Below are 19,232 nucleotides of genomic sequence, written 5' to 3'. Positions count from 1 at the left end.
GGGTCAGGCGCCTCCCGCGCGGCGGCGCAGGATGGCGGGCCCATCCTCGCCGAGGTCCCAGAATAAGCCGGCCATGATGGCCATCGCCTCCCGGGACTCGGAGGCGAGCAGGTGCTCGTCCGGGGCGTGCTGCTGGCAGGCCGGATAGGAATGCGGCACCCATAGGGTCGGCAGGCCGAGGATCTCCGAGAAGGCGTCGTTCGGCAGCGACCCGCCGAGGTTCGGCAGCAGGGCCGGCGCCTTGCCGCTGCTCGCCTCGATCGAGCCGAGCGCCCAGGTGACCCACGGGTCCTCGACGGGCAGGCGCGTCGCCTGGAACACCTCCGCCGCCCGGGCGGGCCGCACCTCGACCATCGTGAAGCCGTGGGCGTCGAGGTGGGCGCGGACATTATCGATGAGGTTCTGCCAATCGGTCCCGACGACGAAGCGCAACTGCATCACCGCCCTGGCGTGGGGCGGCACGGCGTTGACCGGCCCGCCCGGATCGCCGGTGAGGAAGGCCAGGACTTCCAGGGTGTTCCAGGCGAAGACCCGTTCGGCGGGGGTGAGACCCGGCTCGCCCCAATCCTCGTCGATGGTCGGAGCGTTCGGATCCTCGCCCACCCGGATGTCGCGCAGCGCCGCGCGGACCCCGTCGGGGATCGGCGGCGGCCGCAGGGAGTCGACGAGGATCGTCCCCCTCGCATCGACCAGGGAGGCGATGGCGCTGGCCAGCACCGTGCCGGGGTTGCGCAGAAGCCCGCCCCAGTTGCCCGAATGGTGGCCGCCCTCGCGCAGGTTGATGGCGAGTTCGAAATTGTACGCCCCGCGGGAGCCGAGGAAGAGCGTCGGCCGCTCTGCATTCAGGCGCGGCCCGTCGGAGGCGATCAGCACGTCGGACTTCAGCGCCGCCGCCTGCTCCCGGCAGAACGGGCGCAGGCCCGGCGAACCCAGTTCCTCACCCATCTCGATGAGCAACTTCACGTTGAAGCCGAGCCGGCCGCCCCTCGCCTCGATCACCTGCTCCAGGGCGACGAGGTTGAGGACGTGCTGGCCCTTATTGTCGGCGGTGCCACGGCCGTACCAGCGGTTACCCTCGACGGTGACCGACCACGGGTCGAGGCCATCGCGCCACTGCTCGGGATAGCTGCGCACCGTGTCGCCGTGGCCGTAGATCAGGACGGTCGGGAGGTCGTCGCCCTCGTGGCGGGTGGCGATCAGGAACGGGCCGTAGGCGCTGGACGGGTTCGGCAGGATCGTCGGGTCCGTGAAGCCGAGACGCCCGATCAGCGGGCCGATGAAGTCGGCGAGGTAGGCGTGGAGTTGGGCGGCATGGTCGGGCCGCTGGCTCTCGGTCGGGATCGCGACCGCCTCCCGCAGGAGGGAAAGATAGCCGCCCGCATCGAAATAGGCCGTGGCCCGGGCAATCACGTCGTCGCGCGTCATGGAATGTTCTCGGGATGGAAGGGCTCGGCTCCCGTCATTGGGAGCGGAGCGAGGCAATCCAGGGGAGCGGGGCGTGTCCGGGCGGGGCATATCCCTGGGCCACTTCGCGTGGCTCGCGATGACGGCGAGGGACACATCAGGTCCGCGCCTCGGGGGCGGTGACGTCGCGCAGGCCGTCGCCCAGCAGGTTGATGGCAAGCACGAGCACCAGCAACGCCACGCCGGGGATGGTGATCACCCAGGGCTGGAAGAACATGTACTGCTTGCCCTCGGCGATCATCAGCCCCCAAGACGGCAGCGGCGGCTGCACGCCGAGGCCGAGGAAGGATAGCGCCGCCTCCAGCAGGATGGCGTGAGCCATTTCCAGGGTCGCCACGACGATCAGGGCATTCGCGATGTTGGGCAGGATCTCCTGCAGGACGATCCGCAGGTCCGTGAGGCCGGAGGCCCGGGCCGCGCTGATGAAGTCCTGGCCGCGGATCTGCTGCGTCGCCGCCCGGGCCACCACGGCGAACCGGTCCCATAGCAGGAAGCCGAGCACCAGCACCACGACCTTGAGGGAGCCTCCGACCAGGGAGGCCATGGCCAGTGCCACCAGTACCACCGGCAGGGCGAGGCGGGTGGTGACGACGTAGCTGACGAGGGAATCGATCCGGCCGCCGAAATAGCCGGCGCAGACCCCGAGGAAGGTGCCGATCACCCCCGAGATGAGGGCCGCCGAGAGGCCGATCAGCAGGGAGATCTGGCCGCCGTAGAGCAGGCGGCTGAGGTAGTCCCGGCCGAGCTTGTCGGTGCCGAGGATGTGGTCCCAGTTGCCCTTCGCCTGCCAGATCGGCGGGATCAGGCGGCGGGAGACATCCTGGGCGTAGGGATCGTGAGGCGCGATGAGCGGAGCGGCGAGGGAGGCCACCACGATCAGGGCGAGCAGCCCGCCACCGATCAGGCATCCGCCGTGGCGCAGGCCCCGGCGCAGCGCCAGCGCGCCGGGGGAGCGGACGCTGGCGGGGGCAGCGACGGGGTCGGCCAGGGCCTCCGGCGGCTGCGGCAGGTTCGAGGCGACGAGGGCCGCGGAATCGTGGGGCAGGGTCGTCACTGGCGAAGCCTCGGATCGAGGAAGGCGTTCAGCAGGTCCGCGGCCAGTGTCAGGGCGATGTAGATCATCGCGAGCACCAGCACGATCGCCTGGACCACGGGGAAGTCGTTGCGGGCGATGGATTCCCAGGCGAGCTGCCCCAGGCCCTGCAAGGAGAAGACCGCCTCGATCACGATGGAGCCCCCAAGCATGAAGCCGAACTGCACCGCCGCGAGCGCGATCACCGGGATCACCGCGTTGCGCAGGGCATGGCGGACGAGGATCTTGCGCGGCGGCAGGCCTTTGGCCCGGGCGGTGCGGACGTAGTCGGAGGACAGCACCTCCAGCATGCCGTTGCGGGTCAGCCGCATGACGGCGGGCATGGCGTAGTAGCCGAGCGCCACCGCGGGCAGGACGAAGTGCTTCCAGGTCGCGTTGCCCGAGACCGGCAACCAGCGCAGGTTTACGGAGAAGATCAGGATCAGCGTAAGGCCGAACCAGAAGCTCGGCATCGCCTGCCCCAGTACCGAGACCGACAGGGCGAGCCGGTCGACCCAGGTGTCCCGCTTGACCGCCGCGACGACACCGAGCGGGATCGCCACGAACAGGGCGACGGAAAGGGCGATGATCCCGAGATAGAGCGTGATCGGTAACCGCGCGGCCAAGAGATCCACGACCCGTTCGCGGAAGTAGAACGAGTTGCCGAAATCGAGGTGCAACGCCCGCCAGCCCCATGTGAGGAACTGCGCGAGGAGGGGCTGATCGAGGCCGTAATCCCGGCGAATCTGCTCGATCTGCGGTCCCGTCGCCTCGGGCCCGGCGATGGCGGTGGCCAGATCGCCCGACAGGTGCAGGAGGAGGAAGCTCGCCACCGCGACCGTGAAGGCCACTGCCAGGGCGACGAGGATCCGCCGGAGGGTAAAGGCGAGCATGGGCTCACGCTCCTTCGGGGCGGCAGGACGGGCGGGCATCGCGCCCGCTGTTGTGGGGGTCGGCGTCGATGTGTGACGGCGTGCCCGACGCCGATCCCATCCTTCCCCTCATCCTGAGGTGCGGCGACAGCCGCCTCGAAGGAGGGCTCCAGCCAGCCGCGCGGTCCCTGGAGGGCTCCTTCGAGGCCCGCTGACGCGGGCACCTCAGGATGAGGGATTGGGTGGGACCAGTCCCGCACCGATCCCTGCTGGAGAAGAAGAAGGGACCCACCCCCGTCACTTCCAAGACGCCGCGTAAAAGCGCGGCACCTCGTCGGGCTGCGCCGTGAAGGCGAGGTCCGAGGTGAAGGCATAGTTCGTCGAATAGGAGAACATCGGCAGGGCGTAGGCCTGCGAGGCGATCCGCCCGAGGGCCTTGGCGTAGGCGGCCTTGCGCTTGTCCGGGTCGGTGGCCGTATCCCCCGCCTGGAGGTCGGCAATCACCTCGGGGTCCTTCGTCAGATCCTCCTCGCCGCCGCGGAAATAGACGCCGTCGAAGGCAGAGACGTCGTTGACCGAGAAGGAGCCCCAGGTCTGGTAGCCGATGGACACTTTGCCGGCTCGCAAGCTGTCCCGGAACGCGGCGTAGCGGAGGTAGTTCAGGCGAACCTTAATACCCACGGCGCCGAGATAGCCGATCACCGCTTCAGCGTAGTCCCGCTCCCGGTAGGCGCCGAGATCGATCTCGAACCCGTTGGGATAGCCGGCTTCCCTCAGCAGCGCCTTGGCCTTGGCCGGGTCGTAGGGGTAGCGGATCACGCCCTGGTCGGTGCAGCCGAACTGGTCGATGAAGCAGAGGGCGTTCATCACCCGCGACGAGCCGCGGACCAAGTTGTCGACCATCGCCTTGCGATCGATGGCGTAGGAGATCGCCTGACGGACGCGGACGTCCTTCAGCGGTGAGTTCTCCTTCGCCCGGCCAAGGGTGTCGAACTGGAGAAAGCCGACCCGCATCGTCTCGGAATTGAGGATCGTGATGTTGGGGGCCGCCCTGAGTTGGTCGGCCTGATCGCTCGGCACGCGCCAGATCCAGTCGACGCCGCCGGTCATCAGCTCGGCCATTCGGCTTTCCCCGTCGGGGATCACCCGGAATTCGAGCTTGCCGATCTTCGCCTTTCCGAGGGGGCTTTCCGCCCAGTACTTGTCGAACCGCTCCATCTTGACGCCGCGGCCGCTGTCCACCGCCACGATCTTGTAGGGGCCGCTGCCGACCGGCGCCTTAGCGAACCCGTCGAGGCCGACCTTCTTGAAGTAAGCCGCCGGGAAGATCGGCGTCGGCCCCGCGAGGTATTCGAGGGCCGCCGGAAACGGCTGCTTCAGGTGGATCCGCACCGAATGAGGGCCGGTGACCTCCGTCGACTTCATCCAATCGACGTTCTGGCGGGTGACCGTCCGCGCCTCCGGCGTCAGAACGTAGTTGAACGTAAAGGCGACGTCCTCGGGGCCAAGAGGATCGCCGTTGTGGAAGGTTACGCCCTCCCGGATCACCAGATCGAGGGTCGTGTCGTCGACCCATTTCCAGCTCGTCGCCAGCATCGGCTCGTAAGTGCCGGTCTTGGTATTGCGATAGAGCAGCGTATCCCAGCAATTCCGCGCCAGGATGACACCTTCTCGGGCGCTGTTATGATAAGGGCTGACGTTCTCTGGTTCGGAGTCCGATGCGTAAACTAACGTGTCGTTCGCTTTGCCAGCCAGTGCTGGTCCGGCAATGAGGCTGGCAAGCAACGCGGCGGCGAGAGTACGTGAGGGCATACGGACCTGCTCCACGACCTGGATGGGCGAACTGCCCATGCCGTTTTTTTCACCTTGCCAGCATGTTGTGCAGAAACCATCGCAACAAGTAGAATTTGGCGATGGAGCCGTTGCCGTTCCGGCAACGCAGATCCGCGCGGGAATGCGATGCAGACAACGAGCCTGCGCTATTTCCTCACCGTGGCCCGCACAGGCTCGATCGCGGCGGCCTCGGCGCAGCTGAACGTGGCGGCATCCGCGATCAGCCGTCAGATCGCCAACCTCGAGGCCGAACTCGACTGCGTCCTGTTCGAGCGGCTGCCGCGGGGCATGGCCCTCAGCCCGGCCGGCGAACTCCTCGCCCGGCACGCCCATCAGGTCCTGGTCCGGGCGGATCAGGTCGTCATGGAGATCCGCGAGATCGAGGGCCTCGCCCGGGGCCGGATCAGGGTGGCGTGTTCGGAAGGGTTCGCCCTCGACATCATTCCCAATGCCATCGCCGACTTCCACGCCGACTATCCCGGCATCCGGTTCGAGGTGTCGATGTTGCCGCCGGCCCAGGCGACAGTGCTGGTGGCGCAGGGGGATGCAGACATCGCCATCACCTTCGCCATGAGTCCGGCCGACGGGGTGGATGTGCTCTACGACGGCACGGTCGAGATGATCGCCCTGGCTGCGCCGGACCACCCCCTCGCCGGGGAGCCCCTGCTCCGTCTCGCCGACATGCCGAAATACCCCCTGGCCCTGCCCACCCGGGACACCACCGTCCGCCTCGTCTTCGACGCCGCCTGCCAAGCGGAGGGGATCGTCGTCGAGCCGGTTCTCACGGCCAACGTGCTCTCGGCGCTGCTGCCCTTCGTGCGGCGCTCCCGCGGCCTCGCCCTCATGTCCGCCCTGTCCGTGCAGACCCCCCTGCGACTCAACGAGATCGTTCGCCTGCCGATCAGCTCGCGAATTCCCCTGATCCGGACGATCCAGATCCAGGCGATGCGCGGCCGGCGCCTGCCTCGCTCGGTCCAGACCTTCGTCAGCCGGATCCGCGCGGCGCTGCCTCCGGCGCGCGAGGTGCCGCATTGACGGCAGTCGGCTTCGCGCGGGCGGAAAGCTATCTTCGGGTGCGTCACGTCGAGAAACACGACACGACTGGATTGCTCTCTCCCGCCTCCGACAACTGAATAGCAATCTCAGTATTCGACATAGGCCGGAAACATGGTTCATCCAATCTCATGACGAGGGAGATTGAACCATGCTTCAGGACGACATGGACGAGAACCGGGCCCGCCTGATCGATCGGGCGCTGCTCACGGCGGCCCTCATCTCGCTGCTCTTCGGCCTCACCGCCATGATGGCGGGACTCGCCCGGTGAATGAGCGGACCGGCAAGGGCGCGGACGACGCCCGCCGAACGGCCATCATCCTGATGGGAGTCGGGGTCGTCCTGCTGATCCTGGCTCTCACATTCGCCGGTTTTCCCTGATGCCGGGAACGGCAAACTTGGCCGGTCGTTGACGGGGCATGCGCACGCTCACGACCGTCGCTTACGGCTTTGCCGTAGCCCTCGCCCTCGTCGTCGCCGCGGCCCACATGATCGGGCCGCCCGACCCGGACGACGTCCGTCGCGGCGGTCTGACCGCGGCGACCGTGCTCGGCAGCGACGGGTCCCAGGCCGATGCGACGCGCGGCGTCTCCGGCAGCCCTTCGAGCTGAAGGCGCTTCCCGCAGGACGACGCCCCGAAATAATGGCCCCGGGGTCAGGCCCGGGGCTTGCCGTTGCGCTTGACGATGACCCGCGCGCCCACAGGCACGTGCTCGTATAGGTCGGCGACGTCCTCGTTCAGCATGCGCACGCACCCCGAGGACATCTGCTCGCCAATGCTCCAGGGTTCGTTGGTGCCGTGGATGCGGAACAGGATGTCACGGTTGCCCTGGTACAGGTAGAGCGCCCGGGCCCCGAGGGGATTGTCGAGCCCGCCCTTGCGGGTCCGCGGCAGGTCCGGATGAAGGGAGACCATGGTCGGCGTCGGGCTCCAATCCGGCCAGACCCCCTTGCGGCCGACCCGCGCCTCGCCCTTCCACGAAAAGCCCGCTTTGCCGACGCCGACGCCGTAGCGCAGGGCTGTGCCACCTTCCTGGACGAGGTAGAGCTGACGCTGGTCGATATCGACCACGATCGTTCCGGGGGGCTCAAGGCCGGTATACGCCACGGTCTGCCGACGGTATTTCGGATCGAGACGGGCAGTATCGACCAGTGGAATATCGAACGGCTTGTCGGCCTTGGCGCCGATATACCAATCCGAGTCGTCGTCCTGGGCGAGTTGAGACCGGTTGGTCTGGCAGGCGGCGAGGGAAACGCTTGCCGTCAAAACCAGAAGAACCGTCCTCCACCGATGGCGGCTGTTCGGGCGAGAGGCGGGCATGACCTTCCTTTGCAATCTTATGATGCATGCCTAACCCGAACCCGCGCCTCCAGATGTAGCTTTTGCGCCGCATCGGGGGCGGATCGGCGCTACGCCGCCCCGCCCCGGCGCCCTAATTCAGGTATGGGCCGCCGGCGCTGGCGCGCGGCATCCCGCGGAGGCCTCCATGCCAGAGACCGAGACCCAGCCCGTCCAAACCGTCGAGACCCCCGTCGTGGCTTTGAAGCCCGCGATCCACCTCGACCATTGCGTGATCCATGTCAGCGATTGGGACCGGTCCAACGCCTTCTACCGGGACGTCGTGGGCGCCGAGATCATCGAGCGCGGAGCCGGCTTCGCCTATCGCTTCGGCGGGGTGCAGCTGAACTGCCACGGCCCGGGCGTTGTGGCCGAGCCGGTGGCCGCAGAGCCGGTGATGCCCGGCAACAGCGACCTGTGCTTCCGCTGGTCGGGGACAGTGGAAGAGGCGATGGCCCACCTCGATGCCCTCGGGGTCGCGGTCGAGCTCGGCCCGGTGGAGCGCCACGGGGCGGCGGGGGCGGGCCAGAGCGTCTACTTCCGCGATCCGGACGGATCGCTGCTCGAATTCATCACGTACCCGACGTCATGAGGTCAGCCGCGGCTCTCGGCCAGGGCCTGGTTCGTCTGCTCGAGGCGGGTGGCCAGCACGCGCATCAGGGCGATGCTGATCTGTGGAAACTGTGCCAGCAGTTCGAGGAAAACCCCCCGGTCGATGCGCAGGGCGGTCACCGCGGTCTCGGCCGTCACCGTCGCCGAGCGGGGCTGTTCGGCCAGGATGCCCATCTCGCCCACCAAGGCGTCGGCCCCGAGAAGGGCGAGGCGCACGGGGCCGGCCGGGCCGTCGATGCTGACCTCCGCACGGCCCTCCAGGATGACATAGGCCGCGTCCGAGCTGTCCCCCCGGGAGAAGAACCGCTGGCCGGGCTCGAAATGGACCCGCTCGCTGGTGAAGGCGAGGAGCTTCAGGCGCGCCGGCTCCACCTCCCGGAACAGCGGGACTTGCCGGAGGGACGAAACCTCTGTGTCGAGGGTCATGCGTGGCTCCGCGACCGGGAGGATGACCGGGCGTTGTCGGAAGTCCCGGTGCGCTCATCCATGCGGCTTGCCATGCCTTTGTCCAGCCCTGCCCGTCGCCTCGCGCTTGCGGCGTGTCTGATGGTCCCGGCCCTCACGGCCGGCTTTCCAGTGCAGGCGCGCCTCGCGAAGGCGGAACTGGACAAGGTCGCCGTCACCCCGGAGCCCGGCGCCAGGGCGCCCCTCGCCCTGCCCGTGACCGATGCCAGCGCGGATCGGGCAACCAGCCTGGGCGCGGTGCTCGACGGGCACCCCGCCCTCCTCCTGCCTGTGGACTATACCTGCGGCAACGTCTGCGATCCGATGATCGGCCTTTCGGCCGACGCCCTGGCCGCCACGGGGCTGCGCCCTGAAGACAGGCGGTTGATCCTCGTCGGCATCGACCCGAAGGATGATACGGCGACGGCCCGGGCCAGGATCGCGGCGGTCTGGGGCGACAGGCCTGGCGGCCCCGCCATCCTCGTCGCGGGCGCAAAGGAAATCGGCGAGCTGACGGGCGACCTCGGCTACCGGTTCACCTACGATCGCAGCACGGACAGCTTCGCGCATCCGGCCGCCGCCCTGCTCCTCACCGGTGACGGACGCCTCGCCCGCGTGCTTTCGCCGCTGGCCCTCGATGGGAAGGACCTGCGCCTCGCCCTCGCAGAAGCTGGCGAAGGTCGCGTCGGCACGCTCTCCGACCGTCTCGCCCTGCTCTGCTACGGGTTCGACGCGGCGAAGGGTGTCTATGCGCCGCTGATCGGCCGCATCCTCGTCGTGTCCGGGGTGGTGACCGTGGCGGCCATCGCATTGCTGATCACGGCGCTCATTCGCGTGCGCCGCCGGCAGGAAATCTCCGCCGGCGGCGCATGACGGGCGCGATCAGCGCTCCGTGGACAGGCCCAGCTTCCCCGGGGCGGGTGCGTCGCGCTTGGCGGCGGCGTTGGGCTGGGGCGAATCAACGGGATCCTCCTGCGTCGTCGGGCGGGCGGCGTCCTCGGGGGCCGGCATGGGTGGGAGGGGCGCCTCATTCGGCTCCACCTTCCGGGCGTTGCCGTTCACCATATTGCGATTGGTCATCCGGTGAGATCCTGCGCTGCAACTGCGAAGCTAGTCTCTAGCGCCGCACTGACTTGGCCAACGTTTCCGTTAGGACACCGGTTGCTGCCAAGCTCAATCCGCTTTCCGGCCTAGCTCGCAGGCATAGCAGGAACCTTGGTTATTGCTGAAGGTTTATGCCCAGTGCAGCGAAGCCTGAGGAGGAACTGATGGCATCCGGAAACTCGACCTCGAAGCGGGGCTTTGCCTCGATGAATATCGAGCGTCAGCGCGAGATCGCGAGCAAGGGCGGCCGCAGCGTGCCGGCCGAGAAGCGCTCCTTCTCGCAGGATCGGGAATTGGCCTCGTCCGCGGGCCGCAAGGGTGGACAGTCCACCGGTACCGGCCGCGGCGAATAACAAAGCCGATTGATGTGTGTGTGCGTACGGCGCCGCGTCCCCAGGGACCGGCGCCGTTTTCGTACGTGGGCTTGGTGGCGGGGCTGATCTGGAGGCCGCCCTAGAGCACAACGCTCACAGGAATGGTCCTGTCTCAGACACAGCCCGATGCCCTCCGGTCATTGCGAGCGAAAGCGAAGCAATTCAGGGCGGCGGAACGCCTTAGGATCACGCGCGTCCTTGGGTCGATACCCTCGCAACGACCAACGCTCCAGACACAAAAAAACCCCGCACACGGCGGGGCTTTCGACGTCCGAACTTCGGTCGGTTCAGGAGATGCAGCGTCCCGGCACCATCCGCCGGGCCTCGGGGCCAACGAGGGAGCTGAGGGGGGCCTCGCAGCCCTCTCGCAGATTACGCCGCATCGGCTTCACCGGCATCGGACCCGTCGGCTCCTGGATCTGTACAGCGACGGGACCTGAGCGAGACGCCTCACGGGCAATCCCGGCAACACGGGTGGGGCTCACAGCGAGGGAGACGGGGCGCATCCCAGGCAGCGGTGCGGGGGCGGTCGCCGCGGCGACCGGGACGATCGGCGACCATTGATCGGCCGTGTCGCGCACGACCGGCTGCGCCAAGACCGTGAGAAGAGCGGCCGGAGCACCGATCCCGAGGATAAAGCCAGACCGCTGCATCACCGTGACCCTCACAAGGAGCTTGACAGGATGTTTCATCAACGCGGAACGCTATCCACAGTTCCTCGACTGTCACGCTTCTTTAACGGCTCAGTATTCGCACTGCGCCTCGGGCGCCGTGCGCCGCCACACCCCCGTTATCCACAGCCCCTGGCTGTGACGCAAAAAACACGCGTGCCAAATTAAAGACGGAACCGCGGGGGTCTCCCGCCGTTTTCTGAACACCCGGCCACTTGGTCCTCCCCGCATTCCCCTTGTGCATCGGCCGGAACCTTATCGACGGGCTGGAGCGTGCTCCGGCCCGTTTCTTTTTGCGTCGGTGCATCGCGAGTCTGCCTCCCGCGCATGAAAAAGCCCCGGCCGATTGCCGGGGCTTTTTCGTCGTCAGCCTTTGCTGCGTGGATGAGTCCGCCGTCAGCTCACGCGGTCTTGGCTTCCCGGCGCCGGGCCGTCTGCTGGAAGAACAACGCCTGGCTGATCACGGCCGACACGTTGGCCGGCTGGAAGGGCTTGGCGATGAGGAAGGCCGGCTCCGGCCGCTCACCGGTGAGGAACCGCTGGGGATAAGCGGTAATGAAGATCACCGGCACCTCGAAGGTCTTCAGGAGGTCGTTGACGGCATCCAGGCCGGACGACCCGTCGGCGAGCTGGATGTCGGCCAGGATCAGGCCGGGGCGGGTCTCGCTGCTGGCGATCTTGACCGCCTCGCTGCGGGTCCGGGCAACGCCGATCACATTGTGGCCAAGACCCTCGACGAGGGCCTCGAGATCCATGGCGATCAACGGCTCGTCCTCGATGATGAGGATGCCCGTGGCCATGTCGGCGGCCAATTCGCGGCCGGCCTCATCCACCAGATCCCGGACCTCGGCGACATCGACCCCGAGGATCGTCGCGGCATCCTCTTCCGAGAAGCCTTCGAGGCAGGACAAAAGGAAGGCCTGCCGGGGGAGCGGAGTGATCTGACCGAGGCGAACCTCCGCTGGGAGATCGTGCTGCACCTGATCGCTGCGGCCGTTCACCGAGAGCGAGTTCCAGATCCGCGTGAAGACGCGGAACAGGTCAGCCTTGATGTTGGTGCTGCGCCCAAGCGTATCCGGCTCGTTCACCAGCGTTTCCAGCGTCGCCGCCACGTAGGCATCACCCGCCACTTGGCTGCCCGTCAGCGCCCGCGCATATCGGCGCAGGTACGGCAGATGCTGCACCACGAGTTGCGATGTCGACATTCTCTAATACCTGTGCCTTGCCTTTGACCTCAGGCAATCCCCCGCCTAACCCGGTCGGAAGCGGTGCCTGAGCCTTGGCTTATGATCCTTGGCCTCCCGCCCAACGCAGGTATCGCAGCTCCGTTCCGCGAAAAGCGGAACCGAACGGCGAAGCGGACGTTGCCGCGGAAGCCATGACGCAACTCGAGCTACAGCACAATGTGGCCGTGCAGATGCGTGCAACAAGGGGCGCTTGGATGACGGTGGAGAGATCCGGCGGAGATCTCGGTGACGTACGACCAGAGTCAGACGCCCTCACGGACCCCGCTGTAGGTGACACCTTGGCCGATCGATCCGATAACGACACAGGTCTGACGGGATCGATGGGGAAAGCGACACGCAAGACCGTTTCTCTCACACCGCAAATTCGGGACCGCCTCGCCCTCCAGTTGCGGAATATGTACGAGACGGTGGCGGCCCAACCGGTCCCGGATCGATTCGCAGAATTGATCGCCAAACTCGATACGAATGACCGGAACCAGGACTAGGGAAGCGCATCCGGTCTGCGCACTATAACGTGATCAAACACCGTACTCTGCTTTAAACCGATCGGGCCACCCCTTTTGGGGGCGGCCCTCACGTGCGCTCCCTAAGGCGAAACAGTTTAAAGCGTCGGCGAACGGCCGCGCATCAGGCCGACGACGGCCGAGATGGCAAAGAGCACGATCGCAACAAAGAACACCAGCTTCGCAGCTTCCATCGCGGTGCCGGCAATACCGCCGAACCCGAGCAGAGCGGCCACGAGGGCGACGACGAGGAAAGTGACGGCCCAACCAAGCATCGCGTTGATCCTTCTAAAGCTCCGGCACGGCTGAAGCTCCGTGCTGTGATTGCCTTGAAAACGCCAAGTTTCTTATCCGGTTCCAAGATGTCGCAACTCTCCTTGTGGACCGATGCGAGGAACAGTCAGGGCGGACCGGCGTTCGTCACAGGCTCAAGACTCCATCGCGGGGTGAACAATGCCGGCTTTTTCGATCAGAAGATTTCGCAAAGGCCACGGTAAGGCGAACACCGCCTCGGCCCGGCTGTCCCGTCTAGGCAAGGCCGTGGCTGATCTCGTTGCCAACGCCGTCCGTGGACTCGTCCCAGCCCCGGCCCTACAGCCGATTCCCGTCCGGGTGAGCACCCGCCAGCGCCGCTACTGACTCTCTCGGAAATCGGACGCCCGCCCACAACCGACCTGACGTGCATGTCATCCTCGGGGCAAAGAGTTCGAGGCCGGGCCTGCATCGGAATGAACGGGATACTGTCTTCGCGAATTTGTAGGTGGCGAAAACAGTCAAACAAGATCGTTAAACTGTGCAAAATTGCGATCATTTCCCCCAATCCCCATAAATAAGTTGTTTACCGCTGTTGCCCGGGACTCGGCAGCGGGCCTAAGTCGCCGTCGCATGCGTCGGGACGGAGCAGGGCTGCCGTGAAGGGTGATCTGAGGGGCTGGGGAGCCGTCCTCGGGACCGTCGCCACCGTGCTGACCGGTGGTTGGGCGCCGGGCGGCGTCCGAGGACGTCTGGTACGCACGGTTCTCGCCGGACTCGTGCTCGGCCTCGGGTCGGTGGCCATCGGCGGTTCCCTCGTCCATGCGTCCGAACGCGACGGGCTTGCCGGCTTCTTTGAGATATTGTTCGGCGGGGGGCGCCGTGACGCCGAACTCAGAGCGGTGCCACAGCCGACGCGTTACAATACCCTCCCACCCCGGCGGCTGGACCGTATCCACCGTCACGTCGTCCGCACACCGCGGCCCGAATCCTTCGCATACCCCGTTGTCGAAAGACGGCGGCGGCGCCTCGTGAAGGCCGCGGCGGCTCCCGTCCCGGGGCGTCTTGGTGACAGGACAGTCTGCGTCCGTCGTTGCGACGGCTACCTCTTTCCCCTCGGCAACCTGCGCGACTCGGCCGATCTGCCCCTGCACGCGAGCGCCTGCGCGGCGGCCTGCCCGAACGCGGCGACGGAGGTGTACACCCTCGCTGCGGGCGAAACCGCACTGGACCACGCAGTCAGCGCCGGGGGGCTCCCCTATCGTGCCTCGGCCGTCGCCAACGTCTTCCGACAGCGCCGGGTGGCGGATTGCGCCTGTCAGCCCGCAGGCAGGGCGATCCACGCCGCCCTCGAGACGGACCAGACACTCCGGCGCGGCGACGTCATCGCCACGCGGACAAGCGCGCAGGTGGTCACCCGCATCGATGGGGGACAGGTGGAACTGCAGGACTACCGCCGAGCCGCCATCGGGCGGACGCGGGTGCGAGCCGTCGAAGCCCGCGTCGGCACGATCCGCCGGGAGGCCGCGGCCCGCAGCTTCCGGCAGCAAGTCCGGGCCGCCGAGGGCAGCCCCGTCGTCCAGATGGCGGGGGCGGGGGACGAGTTTCCGTCGCCTTCGGGTCCGGGCCGGATGACACCGCGCGTCGTCGTCCCCTCGCCTTATCTACGCTGAACCTGCCTGCGCATCCGGCGCGAAATGCGCTAGATGCCGGGCATGGCAGAGACCGACGACACACCATCCGCCAAGACCGCCGACATGCCCCAGCCTGGGCATCTGGAGCAGGTTTCACCGCTCATCAGGCGCCGGGTGGCGGGCAACCGCGGGCCCTTCACGGCGACGGGGACCTGCACCTACGTGGTCGGGCACGGCCGGGTGGCGGTGATCGATCCGGGCCCCGACGATCCCGCCCACCTCGATGCGCTCCTGGGAGACCTTGCGGGCGAGACGGTGGACGCGATCCTCGTGACCCACACCCACCGGGACCATTCCCCGGGGGCCCGCCGCCTGAAGGCCGCGACGGGCGCGCCGATCCTCGGTTGCGGCCCCCACCGGCCCGCCCGCCCTCTCCTCGCAGGGGAAATCCCCGCCCTCGATGCGAGCGCCGACCGGGAGCATCACTCCGACCGGGAGATGGCCGAGGGCGATACGGTGACGGGACCGGGCTGGACGCTCAGCGCCGTCCCGACCCCCGGCCACACCATGAACCACCTCGCCTTCGCCTTTCCGGAGGGGGACGCCCTGTTTTCCGGCGACCATGTGATGGCGTGGTCCACCACCGTGGTCGCCCCGCCCGATGGGCAGATGCGCGCCTACATGGAGTCCCTCGACGCGTTGCGGACCCGCTCGGACGCCGTCTACTGGCCGGGTCACGGCGGCCCGGTCAGGGATCCGGCCCGCTTCGTTCGAGGTCTGGCGGGGCATCGCCGCCAGCGGGAGGCGGGTATCCGCGCCCGGCTCGCGGCGGGGGACGCCCGCATCGCCGAGATCGTGGCGGCGGTCTACCAGGGCCTCGATCCGCGCCTGCGTGGGGCGGCGGCCCTCTCGGTCTTCGCCCATCTGGAGGATCTCGTCTCCCGCGGGCTCGCCACCTGCGACGGCCCTCCCCTCCTCGACAGCCGGTACGGCCCGGCCTGACGCCCCTCGCCCCGCGGGGGGCTCCGTCTCACTTCGCCGTGAGGGCGAGGTTCGACACGTCGTCGAGGTAGGCGCGGATACGGTCGGCGTTGCCGCCGAAGTCGCGGCTGCCGAGGCGAGAGGCCGAGCGCACGTCGATGCGTGCCCCGTCGGCCCTGGGCCGGACCCGCACGGTGACGTCGTCCGGCAGGTTCAGCACGAGGCCGCGGGCGATGGCGTCGATCCGGCCCTGCCCCATCCGGCCGCCGGGTCGGATCGCCTCGACGATCTGCCACCTGCGCTTGAGGGCCGCCTGCCGGGCGAGTTCGAAGGCCTGGTCGGCGTCGATGTCGAGGGTCAGCGGCGCGATTTGCGGGTAGGCCTTGCGCTGCCTGTCCCGGGCGGCGCGGTCGGGCTCCGCCGGCATGCGCCCGTCCCGGGCGGCGAAGGCGGCACGGGAGCGGGAGAAGGCCGGGGGCGAATCGGTGTCGGTCGAGATGTCGGACAGGGCCGGCAGCCGCGCTCCCCGCAGGCCGGCATAGGCGGGGTAGCCCAGCACCAGCACCGCCAGGACAAGGCCGCCGATGGCCGCGCCGAGGCCCCGCGCGCCGTCCTGCCAGACTCTCACGAAGGCGAAGATGGCCGCGACGATCGCCAGGATGGCGACGCACAGACCCGCCGCCAGGGCCGTGAGCGCGGCCGGGACGTCGGCCCGGGGATCGCGCACCACCAGAAGGGCGATCCCGGTCGCCAGCAGCGAGAAGAGGGCGAGGTGCCGGGCCAGGGGACCCGCCCGGGTGACGGGATCCTCGACGAGCAGGCGATGCATGGATCTCCCTGAGACGGTTCCCGAAACCACCCGTCTTCGCCTGGGCGGCGGCGGCGCGAGCCGTCTTACGCGGCGGCGCGGTGCCCCGCCAGCCCGTCAGGGGGCATAGGCGCGGGTGTCGGGGGGCAGGCCGATGGAAGCGGGCATCTGGAGGATCCCGCGCATCCGCGCCACGGCCGAGGTCTGGCCTGTGGGATCGTCGTTGTCCCCGTGCTGCGTCCTGGCGGTGAGCGCATCCCAGGGTCCGGTGATGGCGATCCGGACAAGCCGGGCCCCCTCAGCCGCCAGCCGCGGTGCCAGGAGCGCCACGACGTCGAGGCGCTGGTCCGGCAGGGAGATCTGCCCGCGTAGGGTCGCCGCGACGCCCGCGCCGCGCAGATCCGCCTCGGTGATCTCGCCGATCCCGTCGGTGAAGCGCAGGACGACCGCCGCCCGCTCGAAGCCGGTGCGGCCGTTGCGCCGGGCCAGGGCTCCCGGCGCGAGACCCCCGTTGCGGTGGATGACATCCGTCAGGTCGACCCCCGCCAGGGAGCCCCCATCGATCGCCACGCTCGCCCGGCCACCCAGGCCGGCGATCAGGGCTGCCACGTCCCGCCCGTGGCTTTCGAGGGCGAATTGGCCCTGGAGCGGTCCCGTCACCCACCGGGTGCCGCCGAGATCGCTCATCAACCCACCGAGGTCGACCTGATCGAGGCCGCCCTGCGCCTTCATGTCCGTCTCCGCCGGGTCCGCCCCCTGGGACAGGGTGACGCGGGCCTTCAGGATACCGTCCCGGAGGCGGGCGCGGTTCAAGGCGACTTCCACCGCTGCATCGCGGATCAGCACGCTGGCGGCGAGGTCGGCCGCCGCGAGGGGGCCGATCTGCCCTTCGGAGGCCGAAAGGCGCAGGTCGAGGTCTCCCCGGCTCAGGGGAGCGAGGGCGACGGGGGCGCTCCCATCGGAGAACAACTTGACCAGCGTCCCCACCAGGGGGGCGAGGTCGATGCGGTCGGCGGCGAGGGTCGCCTGGACGGACAGGCGCGGCGCCGCCGCGCTTCCCAGGGAAAAGGCCCCCGCTCCCTCCAGGACCGTGCTGCCCGTGCTGACCCGCAGCACCGGCCACGAGACCGCCCGCCCCTCGGCCTCGAAGGCGCCTTCGAGGCTGAAGGCGCCGGCCAGGGGCGCCAGGGGCGCCTCGCTTCCGAGCCATGTCAGCGTCTCGGGCAGGGAAGACGTCTCGAAGCGGGCTCGTCCGGACAGGGAGGGCGACCCGGCTGCCTCGGCGGGCAGGAGGGCCATGCCGTCGAGGGCGAGGCTGCCGCCGGGCCATGTGGCCTCTCCCACGAAGGGGCTGCGGTGCCCGTCGATCAGATCCGCGGGCCGGAGCCGGCTGAGGGACAGGCGGGTCGGCACCCCCCGCCATGTCAGGCTCGCGGTGAGCCCGACGGATCCGCTCCAGAACGGCCACCCCACGTCGAGGTCGAGGTCCCGGGCCTGCCCGCCATCGCCGAGCCGGGCCCCCGTGACGATCATCCGCGGCGGGCGCTGCCCCGTCCCGACCCCTTGCCGCAGGCGGGCGACGGGATCCGCCCAGGCCGAGGCCTCGGATGAGATCCGCCCACCGTCGAGTCGCAGGGTGCCGACGGGCGACCGCCCGGCGACGACGGCCAGGGGATCGATCTCGGCCACGAGGCGGTCGCCCTCGACCAAAATCGGCCCGCTCGCCGCGGCGACCCGGACCCCGTCGAGGGAGACGGAGGGCCACGGCAGCAGGCGGACGGAGGCGGGCCCCGTGGCAGACAGGGTGAGGCCGTAAGCGGCCAGGGACCGGTTCGCGAAGGTGACCGCCCTCCGGCTCTCCATCGGCCAGTCGCGCAGGCCGAGCCCGGCCAGGGCGACGGCCCCGATGGCGAGAACGAAGAGGGGGCGACGCGGCGACATCGGGCTCCAGACGAGCCGTGGCCGCGGCGCGGCCCCAGGGGGTCGGCGCGGCCCGGCAGGGCATCGTCGATATGCGATGCCCTTAACCTTTTCTGAGGCTTTTGTCTTCTCGGCAACGGGTTCCCGCGCAGGAAGCTGTGATTCGCCCGGCCCATGACGGATCGGCCCACCTGCCGCTTCCGTCGCCCCGGGGCACTGGACCGCAGCCGCGGAATCGGGAAGAGCAGGCCCGGATCATGCTTACCGGCACGGCAAAGCCCGGCGGGGAGGAAGGACGGTTCGATGCGGAAGGTCTACAAGGGTCCGACGGAGGCGCTGGCCGGCCTCCTGCGCGACAACATGATGATCATGTGCGGCGGCTTCGGCCTGTGCGGTATCCCCGACGAGCTGATCGACGCGGTCCAGGCGTCGGGCGTGAAGGGCCTGACCATCGTCTCCAACAACGCCGGCATCGACGGCGTCGGACTCGGCAAGCTCCTGGAGACCCGGCAGGTCGCCAAGATGATCTCGTCCTACGTGGGTGAGAACAAGGAGTTCGCCCGGCAGTACCTCGGCGGTGAGCTGGAAATCGAGTTCAACCCGCAGGGCACGCTCGCCGAGCGCATCCGCGCCGGCGGCGCGGGCATTCCGGCCTTCTTCACCAAGACCGGCTTCGGCACCAAGGTCGCCGAGGGCAAGGAGACCCGCCAGTTCGACGGCGAGGACTACGTGATGGAACGCGGCCTGTTCGCCGACCTCGCCATCGTCCACGCCCATACCGGTGATACCGAGGGCAACCTCCGCTACCGGATGACCGCGCGCAACTTCAACCCGATGATGGCGACCGCCGCGAAAGTGACGGTGGCGCAGGTCGAGCACCTCGTGCAGCCCGGCGAGATCGACCCGGACACGATCCACACCCCGGGCATCTTCGTGAAGCGGATCATCGCGGTGAATACCGGCGAGAAGCGCATCGAGCAGCGCACCACCCGCAAGCGCAACGACGCGACCCCGGCCGCTGCGGCCGGCGGCGGCACGCACTGACCGGG

Annotated in this window: 20 protein-coding genes; 9 read left to right on the top strand and 11 right to left on the bottom strand. The window is 68.6% G+C overall.

Features of this window, described 5'->3' with window-relative positions; translation table 11 throughout:
• Nucleotides 1–3: 3 nt before the first annotated feature.
• The 4 genes from MFF22_RS08295 to MFF22_RS08280 form a co-directional block, all read right to left on the bottom strand.
• Nucleotides 4–1,425: a M20 family metallopeptidase gene (locus MFF22_RS08295; RefSeq protein WP_238248482.1), complete on the bottom strand. Its 1,422-nt coding sequence runs from the start codon at nucleotides 1,423–1,425 to the stop codon at nucleotides 4–6.
• Between the two features lie 136 nt (nucleotides 1,426–1,561).
• Entirely contained in the window at nucleotides 1,562–2,473 is a 912-nt protein-coding gene (locus MFF22_RS08290; protein ID WP_238248506.1) for an ABC transporter permease, read from the bottom strand.
• A 41-nt stretch (nucleotides 2,474–2,514) separates the two neighbouring features.
• A complete protein-coding gene (locus MFF22_RS08285; RefSeq protein WP_238248481.1) occupies nucleotides 2,515–3,429 on the bottom strand; it encodes an ABC transporter permease in 915 nt (304 codons plus the stop codon).
• Between the two features lie 276 nt (nucleotides 3,430–3,705).
• Entirely contained in the window at nucleotides 3,706–5,220 is a 1,515-nt protein-coding gene (locus MFF22_RS08280) for an ABC transporter substrate-binding protein (protein WP_238248505.1), read from the bottom strand.
• A 147-nt stretch (nucleotides 5,221–5,367) separates the two neighbouring features.
• On the opposite strand from MFF22_RS08280, the gene MFF22_RS08275 reads away from it, so the two are divergent.
• Together MFF22_RS08275 and MFF22_RS08270 are read left to right on the top strand one after the other, a co-directional pair.
• Nucleotides 5,368–6,276 carry a LysR family transcriptional regulator gene (locus MFF22_RS08275; protein WP_238248480.1) on the top strand — a complete coding sequence of 303 codons (909 nt, stop codon included), beginning with the start codon at nucleotides 5,368–5,370 and terminating at the stop codon, nucleotides 6,274–6,276.
• A gap of 437 nt (nucleotides 6,277–6,713) precedes the next feature.
• The gene (locus tag MFF22_RS08270) at nucleotides 6,714–6,905 is read left to right on the top strand and encodes a hypothetical protein (RefSeq protein ID WP_238248479.1); all 192 of its coding nucleotides are present in this window, start codon (nucleotides 6,714–6,716) and stop codon (nucleotides 6,903–6,905) included.
• A 44-nt stretch (nucleotides 6,906–6,949) separates the two neighbouring features.
• On the opposite strand, the gene MFF22_RS08265 is transcribed toward MFF22_RS08270, so the two are convergent.
• Nucleotides 6,950–7,615, bottom strand: a complete 666-nt coding sequence (locus MFF22_RS08265; protein ID WP_238248478.1) for a L,D-transpeptidase — start codon at nucleotides 7,613–7,615, stop codon at nucleotides 6,950–6,952.
• Between the two features lie 166 nt (nucleotides 7,616–7,781).
• Here MFF22_RS08265 and MFF22_RS08260 point away from each other — a divergent pair, with 166 nt between their 5' ends.
• Nucleotides 7,782–8,225, top strand: coding sequence for a VOC family protein (locus tag MFF22_RS08260; RefSeq protein WP_238248477.1), 444 nt, complete (start codon nucleotides 7,782–7,784; stop codon nucleotides 8,223–8,225).
• A gap of 2 nt (nucleotides 8,226–8,227) precedes the next feature.
• Here the strand turns inward: MFF22_RS08260 and MFF22_RS08255 are convergent, their stop codons facing one another.
• A complete protein-coding gene (locus MFF22_RS08255) occupies nucleotides 8,228–8,671 on the bottom strand; it encodes a cyclic nucleotide-binding domain-containing protein (protein ID WP_238248476.1) in 444 nt (147 codons plus the stop codon).
• Between the two features lie 120 nt (nucleotides 8,672–8,791).
• Here MFF22_RS08255 and MFF22_RS08250 point away from each other — a divergent pair, with 120 nt between their 5' ends.
• On the top strand, nucleotides 8,792–9,562 hold the full coding sequence (locus tag MFF22_RS08250; protein WP_238248475.1) for an SCO family protein: 771 nt from the start codon (nucleotides 8,792–8,794) through the stop codon (nucleotides 9,560–9,562).
• A gap of 9 nt (nucleotides 9,563–9,571) precedes the next feature.
• On the opposite strand, the gene MFF22_RS08245 is transcribed toward MFF22_RS08250, so the two are convergent.
• Nucleotides 9,572–9,769 (bottom strand): hypothetical protein, encoded by a 198-nt coding sequence (locus MFF22_RS08245; RefSeq protein WP_238248474.1) that lies wholly within the window; start codon nucleotides 9,767–9,769, stop codon nucleotides 9,572–9,574.
• Between the two features lie 188 nt (nucleotides 9,770–9,957).
• Between MFF22_RS08245 and MFF22_RS08240 the strand changes: the two genes are divergently transcribed.
• Nucleotides 9,958–10,146 carry a con-10 family general stress protein gene (locus tag MFF22_RS08240; RefSeq protein ID WP_238248473.1) on the top strand — a complete coding sequence of 63 codons (189 nt, stop codon included), beginning with the start codon at nucleotides 9,958–9,960 and terminating at the stop codon, nucleotides 10,144–10,146.
• 1,093 nt (nucleotides 10,147–11,239) lie between these two features.
• Here MFF22_RS08240 and MFF22_RS08235 read toward each other — a convergent pair.
• On the bottom strand, nucleotides 11,240–12,043 hold the full coding sequence (locus MFF22_RS08235; protein WP_238248472.1) for a response regulator: 804 nt from the start codon (nucleotides 12,041–12,043) through the stop codon (nucleotides 11,240–11,242).
• A gap of 173 nt (nucleotides 12,044–12,216) precedes the next feature.
• Here MFF22_RS08235 and MFF22_RS24890 point away from each other — a divergent pair, with 173 nt between their 5' ends.
• The gene (locus MFF22_RS24890; protein WP_442412696.1) at nucleotides 12,217–12,570 is read left to right on the top strand and encodes a NepR family anti-sigma factor; all 354 of its coding nucleotides are present in this window, start codon (nucleotides 12,217–12,219) and stop codon (nucleotides 12,568–12,570) included.
• A gap of 116 nt (nucleotides 12,571–12,686) precedes the next feature.
• Here the strand turns inward: MFF22_RS24890 and MFF22_RS08230 are convergent, their stop codons facing one another.
• On the bottom strand, nucleotides 12,687–12,863 hold the full coding sequence (locus tag MFF22_RS08230) for a DUF1328 domain-containing protein (protein ID WP_007568853.1): 177 nt from the start codon (nucleotides 12,861–12,863) through the stop codon (nucleotides 12,687–12,689).
• Between the two features lie 636 nt (nucleotides 12,864–13,499).
• Between MFF22_RS08230 and MFF22_RS08225 the strand changes: the two genes are divergently transcribed.
• Nucleotides 13,500–14,513 carry a DUF2865 domain-containing protein gene (locus tag MFF22_RS08225; protein ID WP_238248471.1) on the top strand — a complete coding sequence of 338 codons (1,014 nt, stop codon included), beginning with the start codon at nucleotides 13,500–13,502 and terminating at the stop codon, nucleotides 14,511–14,513.
• An 84-nt stretch (nucleotides 14,514–14,597) separates the two neighbouring features.
• Nucleotides 14,598–15,476 (top strand): MBL fold metallo-hydrolase, encoded by an 879-nt coding sequence (locus tag MFF22_RS08220; RefSeq protein ID WP_238248504.1) that lies wholly within the window; start codon nucleotides 14,598–14,600, stop codon nucleotides 15,474–15,476.
• Between the two features lie 28 nt (nucleotides 15,477–15,504).
• Here the strand turns inward: MFF22_RS08220 and MFF22_RS08215 are convergent, their stop codons facing one another.
• Nucleotides 15,505–16,284: a DUF1499 domain-containing protein gene (locus MFF22_RS08215; protein WP_238248470.1), complete on the bottom strand. Its 780-nt coding sequence runs from the start codon at nucleotides 16,282–16,284 to the stop codon at nucleotides 15,505–15,507.
• A gap of 96 nt (nucleotides 16,285–16,380) precedes the next feature.
• Nucleotides 16,381–18,204: an AsmA family protein gene (locus MFF22_RS08210; protein WP_238248469.1), complete on the bottom strand. Its 1,824-nt coding sequence runs from the start codon at nucleotides 18,202–18,204 to the stop codon at nucleotides 16,381–16,383.
• A 282-nt stretch (nucleotides 18,205–18,486) separates the two neighbouring features.
• On the opposite strand from MFF22_RS08210, the gene MFF22_RS08205 reads away from it, so the two are divergent.
• A complete protein-coding gene (locus tag MFF22_RS08205) occupies nucleotides 18,487–19,227 on the top strand; it encodes a CoA transferase subunit A (protein WP_238248468.1) in 741 nt (246 codons plus the stop codon).
• Nucleotides 19,228–19,232 lie beyond the last annotated feature (5 nt).

The organism is Methylobacterium persicinum (assembly GCF_022179525.1).
Taxonomy (GTDB): domain Bacteria; phylum Pseudomonadota; class Alphaproteobacteria; order Rhizobiales; family Beijerinckiaceae; genus Methylobacterium; species Methylobacterium persicinum.
The sequence above is the reverse complement of the archived record's forward strand: the minus strand, read 5'-3'. Positions and strand labels throughout refer to the sequence as shown.